Genomic DNA, 17,977 nt, shown 5'->3' with positions numbered 1-17,977 from the left:
ATTTTAAAGGGACTAACTGTTCATCGATGAAAGGATGAACTCCTTAAAGTCCTTGGAAATCGGGATCAGATTATTGTTGATCACCACATCCTTGGAATTGATGGCGTCAATATGGTCCACATTCACAATGTAGGACTTGTGTGCCCTGTAGAACTTGTTCCCAGGCAGCTTTTCCAAATAATCCTTCAATGGGGAACGGACCAGGAATTTCTTGTCGGCTGTGTTCACCTCCAGATATACGTTGTCCGCTTTGATGAACTGGATATCACTGAACTGGATCCTATAGTACAGATGTTGTTTTTTTACGAAGATGGAATCCTTCAGCACGGAATTGGAAGTAAAGCTCTCTCCCACATCATCAAGGTCCCTGTTCGCATCCTTTTTGTTATAGTTGAAATTGGACAAGGCTATCTCAATGGAAGTGTACAGGTCCTGTTGCTCAAAGGGTTTTACCAAATAACCATCTGGTTTCACCGTCTTCGCATTTTCCACTGTGGCCCTATCGGAGTTGGAGGTCACAAATATGAACGGGATGTTGTAGGCCTCCCTGATGTGCTTTCCAAGGTCTATCCCAGTCTTGTCCGATGCCAAGATGATATCGATCAACACCAAATCCACATGGTTGTTCTTCAACACGTCAACGGCCTGCTCGTACACAATCACATTGTCCACGATTTCATAGCCGATTTCCTCAAGCATGGACTGCATATCATCTGCTATGATGACATTGTCCTCTACGATCAAAATTCTAATTGGATGTTCCAAGCTCCCTAAAGTTTATCTGGTTGTTAATCAAATTTACGAAAAAATATTGATTGCGGAAAAGAAGAGTATGGCAAGCAGAAAAGAACTGAGTGCCAATTTTTTAAGCTCTCCATCAAGCTGTCCTGGATCGTGTGTTTTCAGCACTTTTACCAGGTGTGCAAAAATGGGTAGAAAGGCCAACATAAAATACCCTTGTTTCCAACTCATCCCCTCCACTACAATATAGTACAGAAAGCACAAAAAGGCAATGGCAATGAGCAGAAAATGGTATCGTTTTCCGTTCTCAAACCCCATTTTCACCACCAGGGTAATCTTCCCATGTTTCTGATCGGACACCACATCCCTGAGGTTGTTCAGATTGAGTACGCCCACACACAAGAGTCCCAGCCCGATTGCGGGCAATATCGAATGCCAATCCAATGCTTTTGTATAGAGGAACATGCTGCCCAAAACACCCAACAAACCAAAAAACAGAAATACGTAAAGGTCGCCCAATCCTCTATACCCATAAGGTTTGGATCCCATGGTATATTTGATGGCGGCCCAAATGCTCATGGCGCCCAGCAGGAAAAAAATACCGATGTAGGCCAGATTCTCCAATCCAAATGCGCTGTAAATCAAAACAATGGCGAAAATCATGGATATGGCTATGGATACAATGATGCCCTTTTTGAGCTCAGCTCTAGAAAGTAGACCACTTTGCAGTACCCTTTGCGGGCCTATCCTGTCCTCGTTATCGGTTCCTTTTACCCCATCGCCATAGTCATTGGCAAAATTGGAAGTCACCTGAAAACCTACGGTGGTCAATAGTGCAAGTATAAAAATATCCAGTTCAAAAAAACCTTGTCTGGCTGCCATGGCAGTGCCTACTATAATTCCGGAAAGGGATAGGGGCAACGTCCGCAGTCTAGCGGCCTGCACCCAAGTCTTTGTTTTTCCCAATTAGAAAGGTTCTTCTATCTTAATCCTTTTTCCATCCTTGTACGATGCCACAAATGCATCCTTGAAACCCATCTGCACCAAAAATTCCCTGAATTTTTGTGCCTCTTCCAAGGTTTCATAATTCCCCAAAGAATAGGCGTAAAAAGGATGGGTCTTTACGAAAAGAGTGTTGGTAAGTGCCTCTGAAGCGAGGGTGACATTGTTGTCCACAAACGATTTTACCTGAACGGAATAGATCTTTTCCTTGTTGAGGAATTCCTTGGCCAAGTAGAACTCCTTTACCAGACTGAGCTCCTCGTTCTGCACTTTGAGATTGTCTATCCTGTTCTTTATGGCGTCCAAACTGTCTATCGATACCAAAAGGTTGTTCTGGTTCTCAAAGGATTGCTTGGTGCTCAAACCAGCCGTGAATGAGGTAATGGCCAACGTACCGATGACGAACAGGCCCACAAAGCCCAAAAGCACGTTTCGCTGCAACTTCAGTTTTCGCAGATCTTTGTTCTTATATTTTATCTGGTCCAGCAATCTTTCATTGATGATCTGGGCCTTATCAATGTCCTTATGTAGATCTAACAAATCGCTTTCTTCAATAAAAGGCATATTGTCAAGGGGTTATGAATTATCAGCAATGCTAATAACGTCGTTGTCAATAAGTTAATCGGTATATCTACAAATGTAAAATTTTTAGTTAAAGAAAAAAACTTAGCGGTATGAAATTAATGTCAAAAAGCGACAAATATCAATTATCCTATCTTTTACAACAGATGTATCCCATCATCCTGGATATTGATCTTGCGTTGCCTGTAGAGAATGCCCACTCCTTTTTTAAATGCCTTTTTGCTCAAATGAAGGGTTTTTTGGATTTCCTCTGGCGAAGATTTATCATGGAGAGGCAAAAAACCATTGTTTTCCTGCAGTTTATCATGGATGATCTTTGCGGTGGGTTCCAACATTTTGGCACCGATGGGCTGTAGGGAAACATCTATTTTGTGGTCGTCCCGAACGTTTTTCACAAACCCCTTCAAACGGTCCCCCACAGAAATCGGTTTGAAGATGTCGCTATCAAAAATGAGTCCCTTGTGTTTGTTGTCCACGATCACCTCCCAACCCAGAGGCGTTTTCCGGTGCACCAACAGATCCACCTCGGTATTGGCCGCATATTCCGTCCCTTCCTTCGTCAAGAACTTCTCTACTCGGCTGGAACCGGTCAACCGCATGCTCTCTTCATCCAAATAGCAGTGCACCACATATTTCTTCCCTGGTTCCATCTTTTGGGTCTGTTCCCTAAAAGGAACAAGCAGGTGCTTCTCCAACCCCCAATCCATAAACGCACCATATGCCCCAACTTCCGCAACTTTCAAAAAGGCGAAGCCATTACGGACCACATAAGGTTTCAGGGTAGTGGCCACAGGCCGTTCGCTGTTGTCCAAATAGCAGAAGACCTCCATTTCCATGTCTATCTCAAAATCCTCGGGCACGTATTTGTTCGGCAAAAGGATCTCGGTCCCCTCATCGTCCCCCAAAAAAAGGCCCACACTGGTACTGCGAAGGACTTTTAGGGTGTTGTAATTTCCCAGTTCTATCATAAGGCAAAGGTAGATGGAATTTGTGGGTATAAAAAAAGCTGCCCTAAAAGAGCAGCCAAATGCAATTTGTACTATATCTATCTAATTATAAGCGGATTGCTTGCCAAAATGTTTCGCCAACATATAATAAATGACGGCCCGTTGCTTGTTTTTCTCAGATTGGCCATATTTATCGATCACACTATTTATGGCATCCATGAGCGCTGGACTATCGGCAAGGCCTAATTTCTTGATCAAAAAATTGTTCTTTACAGTCTCCAGTTCCTTTTCATCCGACCCGGAAACTTTGGAAGCATCCAAATTATATATGGCCGGACCTAGACCTATGGTTACCTTGGTCAGCAGGTCCATGTCCGGGGTTTCCCCAAATTTGGTCTTGATGTCGTCTGCGTATTTTTCGATGAGTTCGTCTCTTCTGCTCATAATCGATCAGTGTCTTTTTTGGATTTATAGTTTATGGTCTAAGATATAAAATCGAAATAGTCGAGCAAAATTTTATTGTTCAGTTCCCGTGGGGTATTGATTTCCAAAATCTTAGGTTTATCAGATACTGCATAAAAATTTTCCAGTCCGTCCCTCAATTGTTTGTTGTCCGAAACTTGATTGTATTCAAACCCATACATCTTTGCCAAATGTTCTGCATTGAGTCGGTGCTGGGTCTCAAAAAAGGTATTGAACTCATCCGTATCCTCTTTACCAGGAAGGATCCTAAAAATACCCCCTCCCCCATTATTGACGATGACGATCCTGAAATCGGGCCGGATATGGTTGTTCCAAAGGGCATTGCTATCATACAGAAAGCTCAAATCCCCGGTGATCAACAACGTAGGGCCTTCATTGTGAACAGAGGCCCCTACGGCCGTGGACGTACTTCCGTCAATTCCACTGGTGCCCCTGTTGCAAAACACTTTTAACGATGGGTGCATGGGGAACAATTGGGCGTAACGCACCGTGGAACTATTGGCCAAATGTACCTGATACCCTTTGGGTATGTGCGTTATAACTTCGTCAAAAACCATAAAATCCGAGAAGGGAATCTGTTCCAAATAAGCGGCCCTACCACTCTCGTAGGCCGCTTTGGCCTGCTTCCATTTCTTTTTATAGGCACTTTCCATTTCCGAAGGCGTAAGGATATCTTTTAGAAAGGTATTGGGTTGTTCCCTCACATGTTCCGTGAGACAAAAAAACGTATCGTATGCGGTTTTAGGGTCGATATGCCAATGGACCTTGGGCTGGAACTTGCGCAAAAATGCCTTGATCTTTTTGGAAACGACCATCCCGCCAAAAGTAAGGAGCAGATCGGGCCGGAGCGCTTTGAAAAGTTCTTCCCTGTCCGATGATTTTTCAATCGGGGCAATGATACTATCAATACTGGGGAAAAATTCAGGATGGTGCAGATTGGAGGTCGTTTCGGTGAACACCAGCGTATGGCCGTCCTTTGCCAAGGCTTCCAAAACCTCCTGATCTATGGTATCGGGCTGGTCCACCCCTACCAAGACCATTTTTCTGGGGCTATTGTTCCAAATGGAGGCAAACTTGGCATAATCCACCCCTTCGGACACTTTCTCAGTGTCCTCTTCAGGCACCGAGAGCTGTACCGTGGGTTCGTCCAACAGGCCGTATAGCGGTTCCTCAAACGGAATATTGACATGCACTGGCGATTTCTCCACAAATGCCATGCGAAGTGCCTTTGCCAATTCTTTTTCATTGAATGCCTGGATGTCTTCCTGCGTATCCACCAAAAGGTCTTTGCCGAGGGTGGAGACCGTACCTGCTGCATGGGAAATATCCTGTTTCAGATTGGCAGCATATCCGATGTGCTTTTCCAGTACATTGGTCTGTCTGATGGTCTGGCCATCGCCAATATCGATTCGGTAACTTGGCCTATCCGCAGAAACGACAACCAAGGGAATATCGCTGTAAAAAGCCTCGGCCACTGCCGGATAATAATTGAGCAGGGCACTCCCCGATGTGCAGACCACCGCAACGGGTTCCTGCAATTGCTGGGCCATGCCAAGGGCAAAAAAAGCGGCACAGCGCTCGTCCACAACACTATAACAAGTAAAAAATGGATGCTTGGTGAAACCGATGGTCAATGGGGCGTTCCGTGAGCCCGGTGAAATCACTATATGTTTGATTCCCTTGGACTTAAAATACAGGACCAATGTTTGTGCGGCGGGAATATTGGAATACATCATGGAGTACAAAAATACGCTTGAAAATGGGATTCCCCCAAAATCCGGGACAGCAAATTATAGGATGCCCAACATGGTCTTGCTTTTGTTCTGTGTCTCAATCCATTCGTTCAACGGATTGGAGGCCGAAGTGATTCCACCGCCCACAAAAATGGAGGCCTTGTCCCCATTGAGTTCCATGCACCTGAGGTTCACAAACAGCGAAACATCATTTGGACCTAAGAGATTGAGCTCGCCCAAAAAACCAGTGTAAAAGGTGCGCTGGTAATTTTCGTTCCGCATGATGAAATCCATGGCATCTTGGGTGGGTATGCCGCAAACAGCAGGAGTTGGGTGTAATGTGATGATCACTTTTTGAATGTCCGTTTCAGGCTTCATCCTTCCCCTTACCTCGGACCTCAAGTGCCAAAGGTTGCCCGCCCTGACGGATTTTGCCTCATCGATTTCCAACCGTTCCAGGGCAGGGTGCAGTTTTTCCCGGATGTAATCGGACACCATATCCTGTTCCTCTATCTCTTTACTGCCCCATGTCGGGTCTTCGTTGCCTTCGAAGGGCAAGGTCGCGGCCAAGGACATGGTCCACAACTCCCCGCCTTTGACCTTTACCAAGGTTTCAGGTGTTGCCCCGCACCAAGTGCCCACTTCGGGATGGTGGAACAGGTAACAACATGCGTTGGGGTACTGTTGTAAAAGATCATTAAAAATGGCAAGGGGACTTTTGGTCAAGGCCACTTCCATTTTTCTGGAAAGGACCACTTTTTTCAGGTTTCCTTTCCCAATTTCCTGGATCCCCTTTTCAACCAATTCCAAATGTTCCTTTTTTCCCTCATCAGAAAGGGCGACTTCGGCTCTGTCCAATTTCTTTTGTAACGAATGGGTTCCTGTTACAATTTCATCAGGTCGAATCAGGACGGCCCCTTTTGTGAGATCGAACGGCGCAAAAACAAATCCCCTGTCCTGAAAATTGGTGAAACGGAGTTCTTTGTCCATCTGAAAAACACCGACAAGTTCTTCCTGTTCCGGTTTTCGATAGATTGCAAAGGGAAGGTCATTTTTCAGCTGGTTTTCGACTTTGCCGAATAGGTATTGAAGCTCTTTATTTTCTGGGTAATGCAATGGTAGTCAATTTACAGTTGGAAATGAGATCGCCTTCTTCATTGGTGATCTTGATCTCCCAAAGTTGGGTGGTCCGGCCCTTGTGAAGGATGGATGCCCGGGCATACACATATCCCTCTTTCACGGATTTCACATGGTTTGCGGCAATCTCTATCCCACGCACAAAAAACTCCTTTCCATCCAAGAAAATATAGGAGGCGGCACTGCCCACACTCTCGGCCAAGGCCACGGATGCCCCGCCGTGCAGAACTCCATCGGGCTGGTACACTCTTGGCGTAACGGGCATGCGTGCCAGAAGAAAATTCTCGCCCACATCGATATAGGTGATGTCCAATGTTTCCATCAAAGTTCCCTTGCTGATTTCGTTGCAGACAGCCAGAATTTTCTCTTTATGCTCGTTCATCCTCTTATTTTTTGTAAAATTACATAAAGCGATGGCAATATCGAATCAAACTCCATGATTATGCCCCACAGTGAAAAAACGGTCGCCTACATCACCGAAAACTCCTATCTCACCCAAAACACCATCACCGGTAGTACCAAGAATGTATGGTTGGTGTTCCACGGCATCGGATACCTAAGCCGTTACTTTGTAAAATATTTCAATGCACTAGATCCGGAGACCAATTACATCATTGTGCCACAGGCCCCTTCCAAGTATTATTTGGGGAACGAATACAAGTATGTGGGGGCCAGTTGGCTCACCAAGGAGAACACCCAAATGGAAATTGGCAACGTGCTCAACTATATCGATGCGGTGGTGCAAGTGGAGAACCTTCCAAAAGGTCTTAATTTTATACTCTTTGGTTTCTCACAAGGGGTTTCCATTGCCATGCGTTGGCTGGCCCATAGAAAAATTGCCTACAAGACAGTGGTGCTCTATGCCGGGGGCATTCCCAACGAACTGACCAAGGAAGATTTTGATTTCCTTGATTTCGATGCAACCAGCGTCAAGATCATCTATGGGGATGCGGATGAGTTTTTGACCCCGGACCGATTGAAGACCGAAAAAGTCAAAATCGATACGCTATTTAGAGGAAAGGCAGAAATTATAACTTTTTCTGGCGGACACGAGGTAAAGCCCAAAATCATCAAAAGTTTGGTGTAGAACATCAAACCATAGATACAAAGTATCTATCGGTTGACATCGGTTTTTTCTCCTTCTTCGGGATAGTATTTAATGACCCTTGTGGTATAGGTATTGTTAGGGGTCACAATCTGCTTCACCCAGTTCTTTGGCGTATGGCTGTCGAACTGAAAAATGTAGTTGTTGGTGGATTCCGTGGTCAAGGTCTTCGTGACCACCCTGTCCAAGACGCCTTCCTTGTAGTGGTAGAACTGTTTTTTCTGGGAGACAAATTCCTTCTCTTCCACATTGTAGATAAAATCCTCATGGGTGACCAGTTTACCTTTATCATTATAGACCTCCTCGGTCGCGCGGTTGGGCTCGCCGTCAATGTATTCCTTGGTGAGCACTGATTTTTGGGTTCCCTTGGGCCCTTTTCGTTCCGAGGTCCTGACCGATTTCTCCAAAATGCCATTGGTATAGGTGCTCACAGTGGTTCCATCCTTGAAAGGTGTGTACTCAAAAGTGGTCTCGTCCACTCCGTCTATATTGGAGGAAACCATTTTCTGCAATTTGCCCTCTTCGCCATAGAGGTATACCTGTTGTTCCAAGAATTGTTTGTCATAGGAAACAATCTTTTCCACCACTTTCCTATTTGGCACAGTGTCTATGGTATAGAAATTCGCCATGGAAGTGGATTCGTCCAAAACGTTCTTCTTATAACTTTCCATTCGTTTTTCCAACAATTCACCTTCCTTGTATTTGTAGTAGGTAATGTCCTGGTCCGAATCGTTGTATTGGGTAATGGTTTTGGTAAGAATGCCATTTTTGTTGAACTCGAACAGTTCCCTGCCATAATCGGTAATGACCAAACACGACTTGACCTTACCTTCCAGGTCAAAATCTCCCACGTTAAATATCTGGACTTCTTGGGAATGAAGGCCAAAGAGATAAAAAAAAGAAAAAAGGGTGGTGTAGTGCTTAATCATACTACAAAATTACTTCGAATTAAGGCAATTAAAAAATTTATGGCGCATACTATGCCCAAATTAACCTAAAGAAAATGCGGGTTTCCCTAAAATTTGCGATCCGGATCAAAAGGAGCGATGTCCATGGATGGTTTTTTTTCGGAAATCAGCTCGGTGATCAGTTTGCCCGTCGCCGGCCCCAAACTCCATCCCATCATGGCGTGTCCTGTAGCTATGGTCAGGTTATCAAACTTGATGGGCCGTCCAATGTACGGTAGGCCATCAGGGGTCACTGGGCGCAGACCACACTGGGCATTGCTCTTGTCCTCTTCGGATATCTGGAGCCCTTTGTAGTACCGTTCCGCTCCTCTTGCAATGGCTTCCACCCTTTCTTTTCTAATGGTATGGTTGATCCCGGAAAACTCCATGGTCCCCGCAAAACGGGTAAAACCTTCCATTGGGGTCACGGCCATTTTTGCTTCCATCAAGATGGCGGGCATGGTGATTCCGGTCGGGGATTCCACATTGATCCTGTACCCCTTACCTCCCTGCAAAGGCAATGGAAGTCCTAATTTCTTTGACAATTGTGAGGTCCAGGATCCCGCCGCCAAGACCACTTCATCCGCTTGGTAACTGGACTTGTTGGTCGCGACTTTGGTAATTTTTCTGTCCGAAACCGAAATATCGTGTACTTCCTCCCCTTTTTTGATGGTCACTCCGCTTTGGGCCAAATGTTCCAACAACTTTTTCATGATGAGTGGTGGGGTGGTATGTCTATCACATTCCCAGAGTATGGCTCCTTCGGCATTGAAATCCACATCGGGTTCTATTTTTTTTAATTCTTCCTTGGACAAATGCTTGCCGATGAGTCCCATTTTGCCCGCTTTTTCTACCACTTCCATTTCATGGTCCCTGGCCTGTTCGGTCTGGTACACCATCAAGAGTCCCTTGTCCCCTATCAGAAAGTCTCCAAGGTCTCCCGAGGCCTTCATGTCCTCGTAAAGTTCCCTGCTCAACAAGTTGATATCCCTGATGATGGGCATGGCCTTCTCAACCTTGGCCTTGGTGGATGATTTTTTAAAGTACCAGGCCCATTTGAAGAACTCCACATCCAATCGTGGCTTCATGTAGAAGGGGCTGGCCGAATTGAACATGTATTTCAACCCCTTGGTGATCATTCCCGGCGAGGCCAATGGGATGATGTGGCTCGGAGTAAGATACCCCGCATTCACAAAGGATGCACCGGAATCAATCTCCGATTTGTCCAAAACAGTCACTTGGTGACCTTCTTTCTGTAAAAAATATGCCGTGGAAAGCCCAACAATTCCGCCTCCTACGACAACAACACTTTTACTACTGTCCATATTCCGTGGTTTACGATATATGAAGTTGAATTTAGGGACCAAGATAAACAAAGGCATGAGAATTTTTGAACTTTTAGCATGGGTTATTCTGTTATTTGTTATTGGGTTATTTAAAATTTGGAGATTGAAACCTGAAACTTGACTATATAGCCATAATGCAACCTTAAAGCCACTTTTTTCAAATTCAAATCCCTTCAATCCATATACACATTCCATTACCAATCTTTTGACTACTTTTGGGAGATTTTGAAAAACAACTAACAAATGAGAAAACTATCCATTCTTGCTCTGGGACTTGTGTTTGCTTGCAATTCCTCGCAAAAAGCGGTATCGGAGCCTGCACAGGTCGCAAAAGTGGCCGATCCTGTGGTCTATGCGGAATCCATTACCCAAGACGACCTCAAAGCACATCTATTTACTTACGCTTCCGATGAATTTGAAGGAAGGGAAACTGGGGAGCCAGGCCAGAAAAAAGCCGTTGAATATCTTAAGGCACACTATGTATCCTTGGGAATTCCTGCAGCCAAAGCTGACGGCGATTATTTTCAAGAAGTGCCGTTGGAAGTGTCCAAGGTGCCGGAAGGAAGCATTTCCATCAACAATACTGTATTTGAATTGGGAGAAAATGTGGTCACCTTTTCATCTGCCGAAGGTAACTACGACAGCGTGATCTATGCTGGTTACGGCATTGAGGAAGGTGAATATTCAGATTACAAAAACCTCGACGTTACTGAAAAATTGGTGCTCATAAAGGCTGGGGAACCTGTTGATGCCAATGGAAACTACGTGATTTCAGGAAGTGCCGAAAAATCTGTTTGGAGCAACATGTCAGAGGGTATGGGGAAAAAAGGTGAACTGGCACAAAGTAAAGGGGCCAAAGGCGTGCTTTACTTTGATTCCCAAAACTTTCCAAGGTACAAAGGTTATTTCGGTTTCATGAAGACCAACAACAGTGGAAGGATGCAATTGGCAGAAGACAAGTCAGAAACCATTCTCATCATTCTTGACGAAAATTCCGCCAAGGCCATATACAGCGACATTGAATCCGAAGATACACCCCAAACCATTGCAACCAACCTGTCACTCAACGTCACCAGTGCGAACGATAAGGTAAGCTCTGAAAACGTGGTCGCCATACTAAAGGGAACTGAAAAACCCGATGAATATGTGATCATCTCTTCCCATTTGGACCATATTGGTGTAACCTCAGATGGACAGATCAACAACGGAGCCGATGATGATGGTTCGGGCAGCGTGGCGTTGTTGGAGATTGCCCAAGCATTCAAAAAAGCGGCCGATGCGGGCCATGGACCTAAACGATCTATTGTATTCCTGCACGTGACCGGTGAGGAAAAGGGACTTTTGGGATCTCGATACTATACTGACGTGGATCCTATTTTCCCATTGGACCAGACGGTTGTGGACTTGAACATTGACATGATCGGACGTATAGATCCCAATTACAAAGGGGCCAGAAACTATCTGTATTTGATCGGGTCGGACAAATTGAGTACCGAACTCCATAATCTTTCCGAAGAAGTGAACAAAAAATACACCAATATTGAGTTCGACTACACCTATAACGACGAGAACGACCCAAACAGGTTTTATTACCGAAGCGATCATTACAATTTTGCCAAGAACAACATTCCGATCATCTTCTACTTCAACGGTACGCACGCAGACTACCACCGGCCTGGGGACACACCGGACAAGATCAACTATGATCTTTTGGAGAACCGTACACGACTTGTTTTCTACACCGCTTGGGAGATAGCCAACAAGGACAAGCGATTAGTGGTTGACAAGGCACCGGCCACAGAGGAATAAGATTCAACCGTGATAAAAAGTAAAAGGCCCTTATTTTATAAGGGCCTTTTTTCGTACCCTATCAAAAAGTATAGCTGTGTCCAAAAGTGAGGGTAAGGTCCCGGGTACTGCCCGTGGAGAGGTTTCTGAACAATTGGATAAGGTTGAAATGGAAATTGTGCTTCTCTTTCCAAACATAAGTGGCATTGAATCTAAAATTGGTGACATGGGTATTGGTCCTATTGGAATTACTGCTATTATGGGAAGCCCCAAGATTGGTGTTAAGGGTGTTGTCCAAAAACTTTTTGTTGAGGTTCAGAGTGGGGCCCCAAGTGGATGAATTGTCCATACCAATGGTGTTGATGGTTCCGTTCAAGGCAGTGGTGATATTCATGCCCTTGTTCGGGAAACCCACGGTATAGGAAAGATTCCCGTTATGGAACGTGGAGGCATTTCCCAACCGAACCACCCCGTCCTCCTCGTTGGAAACATCGGCCAAGGCGTAATTGAGGTTCAGGTTCTGTTGGAGGCTTTCCTTTTTGGAAAGAATATAATTGATGTTCACATTGGCGTTTTGGGAAAGCTGTTTATAGTTCAACACCTCTTCCGCATTGTCCAATAGATTGTCGTCATTGATGACCTCAAACTGGTCCAATCTGGAATTGGTAAATGTGGTGAAGTTGGAATATGAACCTGTTATGGCCAACGATTCCGAGGCAGTATATGTGGCATTGACAGAACCCACCGTCCTGTTCATGGCCCGCTCCTTTTGATTTTTCAGATTGTCCCGCTGGTATCCGATGTTGAATGCCAAGTTCAATTTGTCGTTGAACAAAACCGTGCCGGTATTCAACGTGATGTTTTCAAAATCATTGTTGAAAAAATAAGCGCCAAGGGTTTCGTAACCAGGGGCGATGCGCTCGTAACCAACGCCAGGGGTTGACTTCTCAAAACGGTAGTCCAATCCGGCGCGGATAGCGTCGAAATATTCGGTGGACGCCCTACTGTTCATTACAAGACCTGCCAAATTTCCTTGTGCATTGTCAATTTCAACTACTCTTAGATCTTGGGTCATTGCCGAGGTGGCATATTCTGCGTTGAGCTGTAGGTTCTCCAAAATTTTATAGGAGCCTTCCAGGCCCAATACCATATTTTCCTTGGGGGTCACTTCCTTTTCATCGGGCACGTTGTTGATTGAGTTGAGGTCGTCCTCCGCATAGAAAGTTGTAACTCCGATGCTATATCGTTCTTGTTCATAGCCCACTTTCAAACCATACCCCATCCGCCGAAAAGCGGGGAGCGTTTGTTCGTTGCCATCATCCACAGGAACACTGGCGGCATCATACACTTGTCTCATCATTGTTGAATATAGGGCTCCCTTTTGATTGGCATTATGGGCCGAGCCGATGCCCAGTTCCACATTCTCCCAAACCCTGAGATTGGTATCCTCAAAAATGGTCACCTCCTTGATGATGGTATGACTGCGCTTGCTGTTGGAAGCTTTGAGTTTGAGTTGATGTATCCCAGGTTCAGCTATAGTGATCATTGGGTCGGTTGCTGTGCTGAAAGTCGGTTCCGCCGTTTCAAAAGTCCATTCAAAACTTGTGGCATTGACGCTTTTGTTCACTAGGTTCAAGGTGGCGGGGGCCTGAAAATCATCATCTTCAAAAGTGGGTTCAATCTCAAAATCGGCCAAAACATCTTGCAAGACAGAAATAGTATCGGAAAAAATCTGGGTTTCCCGTCCATTACCTGCAACAAGGGTTACCAAATGGCCCCCTGGCTTTTGAAATACAATTTTTCCCGGTGTACGTGTTTTGGATTTCGATGGAACTCCCCCTTCAAACGTCCAATCGAATGTGGTTGCCCCAGTTGTAGTATTCTCAATGTTGATGGTCACGGGGGCATAATCATCACCTTCAATAGTGATGATAAAACCGGGCACAATGGCTTCATCGATTATCAATCCATGATTCACCTCTTCCTCTACTCCATCCCTATTGGTCGCTTTCAAACGAATTGAATATTCCCCTTCGGTACTGTAACGTACCGTTCCTGGGTTTTTGTCGGTGGATTGGGAGGGTTCCCCGCCTTCAAAAGTCCATTGGAACGTATCGGCACCTTCGGTTTGGTTATGGATCTTTACATAGACCGGTACCGAATAATCGTTATCCACCACCTCAACTTCAAAATTCGCATCAATGGGCAATGCCACTTCTTTAGCACAAGACATCAGAAGCCCTACCAACCCACCAAAAGCTATGTTTTTTAGGCTACGCATTACAAAATCACAATCTTTCTGACCTCACTTCCTTTGGCCGTTTCCAACAATAAGAGATACACTCCGGAGGGCAGGTTCATGGTGTAGTACACTTCATAAATTGTTTTCCCTGACAATTGTTTTTCATCGTGAATGTGGTTCGTGGTGAGTCCGAACAACCGCAATGACACAACTGATACTTCTTGAAGCGAGACCATCACCGAAAATGATCCCGAGGATGGATTGGGATAGACCTTGAAATCCTTGATGAACGGTGATATGGCCTCTCCCGCATCGGGAAGCTCCCTTGCCTCCGCCACAATGATGGTCTTGGCCACATCTTGATAACAATCACCCTGATAGTTCCTTAGAATGACTTCGTAGGCTCCCGGTACATCAAATCGTAGGATTGCCACACCCTTCCCCTGCTCCACAACCTCAGCGCCATTCGGAAAAACCCATGCTCCGTTGGTGCCAATGGGATTGCTTGTGTTCACCAAGACCACTTCTTCGCCTGCGAAAGCCTGGGATGTAATCAAAAATTGGGCATCCATTTCTACTTCGGTGGTAAATATCTCAATGGTATCGACCCCAGAGCATCCCAAGCTATTGGTCACCGAAGCGGTATAAATTCCTGGTTCGGATAAAGTGACCTGCGGTGAGTTGCTGGAAAACCCATTATTGGAGGTCCAAGAATAGGTCGCGGCGGAATCATCCACCGAAATGTCCAAAGAATGTTCCTGCCCGTTGCAGAGCGTTCGGTCCTCCCCTAGATCGACTTGGGTGGGGTAAGGTGCTTCCAAAACAATTTCCTTTGTGATGGAACATCCAATGGCATCCATCACTTCGAAAGTATAGACACCTTCACCCAGATTGCCCAGCGACAACGAGTTTTCCCCTGTATTCCATAAATACGTATAGGGAGGCACTCCACCCGAAACCTCCACTATCAAGCTACCATTGTTGACATCGTAACAAGTAGGAACAACAGTATCAACTATGTTGATTTCCAATTCTTCGGGTTGCTCTATGGCCACTTGGCCACTTACCTCGCAACCATAGAAATCCTTGACATAGACCAAATAATTGCCTGCTGTCAAGTTTTCCGCAATTTCACCAGAAGCTCCTGATGACCACGAAATATCGTAAGGCGGCATACCGCCCTCGATGGATACTGATGCAAAACCATCGTTGCCATTAAAACAACTGACATCCATCTTTTCGATTTGAAGCATAATGGGGTCCGTTTCCTGCACGGGATAGAGATAGTCTGTGGGCACATCCAACATATTGTTCACATAGATCCCCAAAATGATCCCGTTTGCATCTTCAATGTTTACAGCATATTCCCCTGCGCCCACATTGTCCAATACATTTCCTGTAACGTTAGGTATGATTTGCCAGATGTTCTGTTCATCTTTCCTTTTCCAAGTGTAGATGTAGGCATATTGCCCATCGATCAAAGGATCAAAAGGCACCCCGCCTGATGCTATGGCCACGAGTTGACCGTCATCCGAAGGGTTATTGAACTGGTTGCCGCCATTGCAAGAGATAGGAATCGTCTGTTCCACACTTACCTCCAAAGCGGGTGGCTCTTCCAAAATGAATTCAGCAACATAGGTACACCCGCTTTTCTGGATGGCATTTTCGTAATTGGCATCGGTCACGGTAATGGTATAGGCACCTGCAGGTATATCGTGAGCTTGTATGGCATAGCCATCGGGCGTGTTCTGGGCCGAAGTGGTGTTGATAATGTTGTTCTGTTCGTCCCGCCATTCGTAATTATAGCTATTATTATTAAAGGGCGTGCCACCATTTACCTCTACCGTGATACTGCCATTGGTAAAACCATTTGCGGTGGGTTGTACATATTGCAGGTTTGAAATGGAAACGGGTGTATCGGGCTGCTCTATGGTGACTTCTGCCTCGGCTTCGCAACCTCTGCTATCCACCACATAAACGGAATGGTTGCCCAACCAAAGACCTTCGGCCGTTTCAGTCGTTGCCGCAGTTGACCATATATATTCATAGGGCGGGGTCCCTCCACTGACTATGGCTGTTGCTGTTCCATCAGTTCCCCCAAAGCAGTTGATATCCGTTTTTTCTATTTGGACAGTGAGCAGTTCGGGCTCTTCCAAGACGTACACCACGTCATTGACCTGTTGCAATTGGTTGTTCACATAGGTTCCGATGACAATTCCGTGTGCATCCTCAATATTGACGGCATATTCGCCCGCTTCCAGATTGCTAAGTATATTGGAACCATTGTTGGGAATATCCTGCCAAGTGTTCGGCCCAATCTTTTTCTTCCAAGTATAGAGATATGAATATTGGCCATCGATCAAGGGGTCAAAAGGCACTCCACCAGAAGCAACTGCCATCAATTGCCCATCGTTGGACGGATTGCTGTAATTATTGGCACTGTTGCAGGATATGGAAATGGTTTCCTCAATGCTCAATTGCAGCTCGGGCGGACCTGTCAACTCAAATTCCTCGATAAGCGTACAGCCACCTTTATCGTCTGCTTGATTGTAATTGGCATCCCTTATCGTCAAGGTGTAGGTTCCTGCCGCAATGTCTTCCAAAGTGATGCGGTATAGATTATTTTCATATATCGCGGAAGTGGTGTTGACGATGTTATTGTTTACGTCACGCCACGTATAATTGTAGCTGTTGTTTTGATGGGGCGTGCCGCCAGATACATCCACAGTGATGCTTCCATCGGTGAAATTGTAGGCCGTAGGTTCCACAAATTCCACGGCATCATCAACCACCAATGGGTCCGATGGTTCATCAATGGTCTCGGAATTATCCTGACTTGTACCTTCACATTCGTTACCGTCCCTGACCTCGATTTCGTAGTCATCTGCCGGCAAACCCTCAAAAACATGGCTGTCGCCATTACTGAAATTATGCCAATCCACTTCATTGTTGACCCGGTATTGATAACCTGCTCCAGTACCTCCAGTAGCTTCGATTTCGATTCGGCCATCGCTACCGGCGTGGCAACGGGCATCGTTAAGTTTTTGGAGGGTGAAGGTTACCTCAGGTGGGGGTAAGATTTCGAATGGGTCTGAAAACTCTAGACTATTCCAAGACTCATCTTCAATGTCTTCGCCTGTGGGATGAGTTTGATACTTAACAAAATAGTTTCCTGAACTTAAAACATAAGGAAACACATAGGAATAGGTCGTATCTCCATTATCAAATAAAACTGTCGTGGGTTCTTGCCGCAGACTCCCTCCATCTGGAAAATTTACATCATAGACCGCAACCACCAGTTCTTCCCCTTCATTCAAATTCCTATTCACTGTCATGGTGAAATTGCCGTCATCGGCTCCCGGGCAGGTAGTTTGGTGAGGGGTTAGGTTAAGGAGTTCGGGGGAGCAGCCAATCAAAGAAAATGAAAAATATACTCCTGATTCAAGCACAATATTGCTGAATGGGGCTGTAACCTCATAAGTCAATTGTAAATTGCCCATAAATGAAGTTTCATAATCAGGCCCAAAAATGTCTTCAATACTTACATTTAGTGGATAACGATTGGTATAGTTTGGTATATCCTGCCAACCAAACAAACCAAGATATTTCCATCTCAACCCTTCCACAAAATGATCTTGTCCATCTTCATATTGTTCAAAAAGCAGTTGTGTTGAACACCGTTCGTCGTCTCCAGGGTTTAAGTTTGGCAATAAAATTGCTTGGTAATCAATTGGGAGACAGCTATCTCCGCTAGACCCACATTCAATCACATCAGGTCCATTATATTCAACAATCAATGTTTCAAACGGTTGTAAAACTTCCTCTTCCATATCGTCAGGAAAGTCACAGCCCCAATCGAATTGCCCACAGGGACCATTACAGTTATTTCCAGGATCATCATTATATCCTTCTATGTAATCCACG

15 protein-coding genes are annotated in these 17,977 nt (G+C 45.3%); 3 read left to right on the top strand and 12 right to left on the bottom strand.

Going from position 1 to position 17,977, the window contains the following annotated elements; all coding sequences use genetic code 11:
* Nucleotides 1-12: 12 nt before the first annotated feature.
* From FOT42_RS01195 to FOT42_RS01160, 8 genes are all read right to left on the bottom strand, one after another.
* Entirely contained in the window at nucleotides 13-765 is a 753-nt protein-coding gene (locus tag FOT42_RS01195; protein WP_108424654.1) for a LytR/AlgR family response regulator transcription factor, read from the bottom strand.
* Nucleotides 766-798: 33 nt separating this feature from the next.
* Entirely contained in the window at nucleotides 799-1,707 is a 909-nt protein-coding gene (gene menA, locus FOT42_RS01190; protein ID WP_151888743.1) for a 1,4-dihydroxy-2-naphthoate octaprenyltransferase, read from the bottom strand.
* On the bottom strand, nucleotides 1,708-2,307 hold the full coding sequence (locus tag FOT42_RS01185; protein WP_151888742.1) for an SPOR domain-containing protein: 600 nt from the start codon (nucleotides 2,305-2,307) through the stop codon (nucleotides 1,708-1,710).
* 155 nt (nucleotides 2,308-2,462) lie between these two features.
* The gene (locus FOT42_RS01180; RefSeq protein ID WP_151888741.1) at nucleotides 2,463-3,293 is read right to left on the bottom strand and encodes a CvfB family protein; all 831 of its coding nucleotides are present in this window, start codon (nucleotides 3,291-3,293) and stop codon (nucleotides 2,463-2,465) included.
* Between the two features lie 81 nt (nucleotides 3,294-3,374).
* Nucleotides 3,375-3,716 (bottom strand): DUF2853 family protein, encoded by a 342-nt coding sequence (locus FOT42_RS01175; protein WP_151888740.1) that lies wholly within the window; start codon nucleotides 3,714-3,716, stop codon nucleotides 3,375-3,377.
* Nucleotides 3,717-3,754: 38 nt separating this feature from the next.
* Nucleotides 3,755-5,491 carry a 2-succinyl-5-enolpyruvyl-6-hydroxy-3-cyclohexene-1-carboxylic-acid synthase gene (gene menD / locus FOT42_RS01170; RefSeq protein ID WP_151888739.1) on the bottom strand — a complete coding sequence of 579 codons (1,737 nt, stop codon included), beginning with the start codon at nucleotides 5,489-5,491 and terminating at the stop codon, nucleotides 3,755-3,757.
* Nucleotides 5,492-5,545: 54 nt separating this feature from the next.
* Nucleotides 5,546-6,604, bottom strand: coding sequence for a chorismate-binding protein (locus FOT42_RS01165; RefSeq protein WP_151888738.1), 1,059 nt, complete (start codon nucleotides 6,602-6,604; stop codon nucleotides 5,546-5,548).
* A complete protein-coding gene (locus FOT42_RS01160) occupies nucleotides 6,585-7,007 on the bottom strand; it encodes a PaaI family thioesterase (protein ID WP_151888737.1) in 423 nt (140 codons plus the stop codon). The genes FOT42_RS01165 and FOT42_RS01160 overlap by 20 nt, the downstream gene beginning before the upstream one ends.
* A gap of 60 nt (nucleotides 7,008-7,067) precedes the next feature.
* Between FOT42_RS01160 and FOT42_RS01155 the strand changes: the two genes are divergently transcribed.
* Nucleotides 7,068-7,712, top strand: coding sequence for an alpha/beta hydrolase (locus tag FOT42_RS01155; RefSeq protein ID WP_151888736.1), 645 nt, complete (start codon nucleotides 7,068-7,070; stop codon nucleotides 7,710-7,712).
* A 26-nt stretch (nucleotides 7,713-7,738) separates the two neighbouring features.
* Here FOT42_RS01155 and FOT42_RS01150 read toward each other — a convergent pair whose 3' ends face one another.
* A complete protein-coding gene (locus FOT42_RS01150) occupies nucleotides 7,739-8,659 on the bottom strand; it encodes a hypothetical protein (RefSeq protein WP_151888735.1) in 921 nt (306 codons plus the stop codon).
* Nucleotides 8,660-8,745: 86 nt separating this feature from the next.
* On the bottom strand, nucleotides 8,746-10,002 hold the full coding sequence (locus FOT42_RS01145) for an NAD(P)/FAD-dependent oxidoreductase (RefSeq protein ID WP_151888734.1): 1,257 nt from the start codon (nucleotides 10,000-10,002) through the stop codon (nucleotides 8,746-8,748).
* Nucleotides 10,003-10,266: 264 nt separating this feature from the next.
* Here FOT42_RS01145 and FOT42_RS01140 point away from each other — a divergent pair, with 264 nt between their 5' ends.
* Nucleotides 10,267-11,832 carry a M28 family peptidase gene (locus tag FOT42_RS01140; protein WP_151888733.1) on the top strand — a complete coding sequence of 522 codons (1,566 nt, stop codon included), beginning with the start codon at nucleotides 10,267-10,269 and terminating at the stop codon, nucleotides 11,830-11,832.
* Between the two features lie 61 nt (nucleotides 11,833-11,893).
* On the opposite strand, the gene FOT42_RS01135 is transcribed toward FOT42_RS01140, so the two are convergent.
* Complete coding sequence (locus FOT42_RS01135; RefSeq protein ID WP_151888732.1) at nucleotides 11,894-14,092, bottom strand: TonB-dependent receptor; 2,199 nt, start codon at nucleotides 14,090-14,092, stop codon at nucleotides 11,894-11,896.
* Nucleotides 14,092-17,553, bottom strand: coding sequence for a T9SS type A sorting domain-containing protein (locus FOT42_RS01130; RefSeq protein WP_192938297.1), 3,462 nt, complete (start codon nucleotides 17,551-17,553; stop codon nucleotides 14,092-14,094). The genes FOT42_RS01135 and FOT42_RS01130 overlap by 1 nt, the downstream gene beginning before the upstream one ends.
* Before the next feature lie 2 nt (nucleotides 17,554-17,555).
* Between FOT42_RS01130 and FOT42_RS17990 the strand changes: the two genes are divergently transcribed.
* On the top strand, nucleotides 17,556-17,807 hold the full coding sequence (locus FOT42_RS17990; RefSeq protein ID WP_192938296.1) for a hypothetical protein: 252 nt from the start codon (nucleotides 17,556-17,558) through the stop codon (nucleotides 17,805-17,807).
* Nucleotides 17,808-17,977: the final 170 nt, after the last annotated feature.

Source organism: Flagellimonas hadalis (genome assembly GCF_007785775.2).
Classification (GTDB): Bacteria; Bacteroidota; Bacteroidia; order Flavobacteriales; family Flavobacteriaceae; genus Flagellimonas; species Flagellimonas hadalis.
This window is presented reverse-complemented; position numbering and strand designations above follow the sequence as displayed.

Excerpts from the sequence above, each read along its gene's own strand:
- FOT42_RS01185 (WP_151888742.1), bottom strand. The coding sequence starts at position 2,307 with ATGCCTTTTATTGAAGAAAGCGATTTGTTAGATCTACATAAGGACATT.
- FOT42_RS01180 (WP_151888741.1), bottom strand. The coding sequence starts at position 3,293 with ATGATAGAACTGGGAAATTACAACACCCTAAAAGTCCTTCGCAGTACC.
- FOT42_RS01175 (WP_151888740.1), bottom strand. The coding sequence starts at position 3,716 with ATGAGCAGAAGAGACGAACTCATCGAAAAATACGCAGACGACATCAAG.
- menD (WP_151888739.1), bottom strand. The coding sequence starts at position 5,491 with ATGATGTATTCCAATATTCCCGCCGCACAAACATTGGTCCTGTATTTT.
- FOT42_RS01160 (WP_151888737.1), bottom strand. The coding sequence starts at position 7,007 with ATGAACGAGCATAAAGAGAAAATTCTGGCTGTCTGCAACGAAATCAGC.
- FOT42_RS01155 (WP_151888736.1), top strand. The coding sequence starts at position 7,068 with ATGCCCCACAGTGAAAAAACGGTCGCCTACATCACCGAAAACTCCTAT.
- FOT42_RS01150 (WP_151888735.1), bottom strand. The coding sequence starts at position 8,659 with ATGATTAAGCACTACACCACCCTTTTTTCTTTTTTTTATCTCTTTGGC.
- FOT42_RS01145 (WP_151888734.1), bottom strand. The coding sequence starts at position 10,002 with ATGGACAGTAGTAAAAGTGTTGTTGTCGTAGGAGGCGGAATTGTTGGG.
- FOT42_RS01140 (WP_151888733.1), top strand. The coding sequence starts at position 10,267 with ATGAGAAAACTATCCATTCTTGCTCTGGGACTTGTGTTTGCTTGCAAT.
- FOT42_RS01135 (WP_151888732.1), bottom strand. The coding sequence starts at position 14,092 with ATGCGTAGCCTAAAAAACATAGCTTTTGGTGGGTTGGTAGGGCTTCTG.
- FOT42_RS01130 (WP_192938297.1), bottom strand. The coding sequence starts at position 17,553 with ATGGGCAATTTACAATTGACTTATGAGGTTACAGCCCCATTCAGCAAT.
- FOT42_RS17990 (WP_192938296.1), top strand. The coding sequence starts at position 17,556 with ATGAAGTTTCATAATCAGGCCCAAAAATGTCTTCAATACTTACATTTA.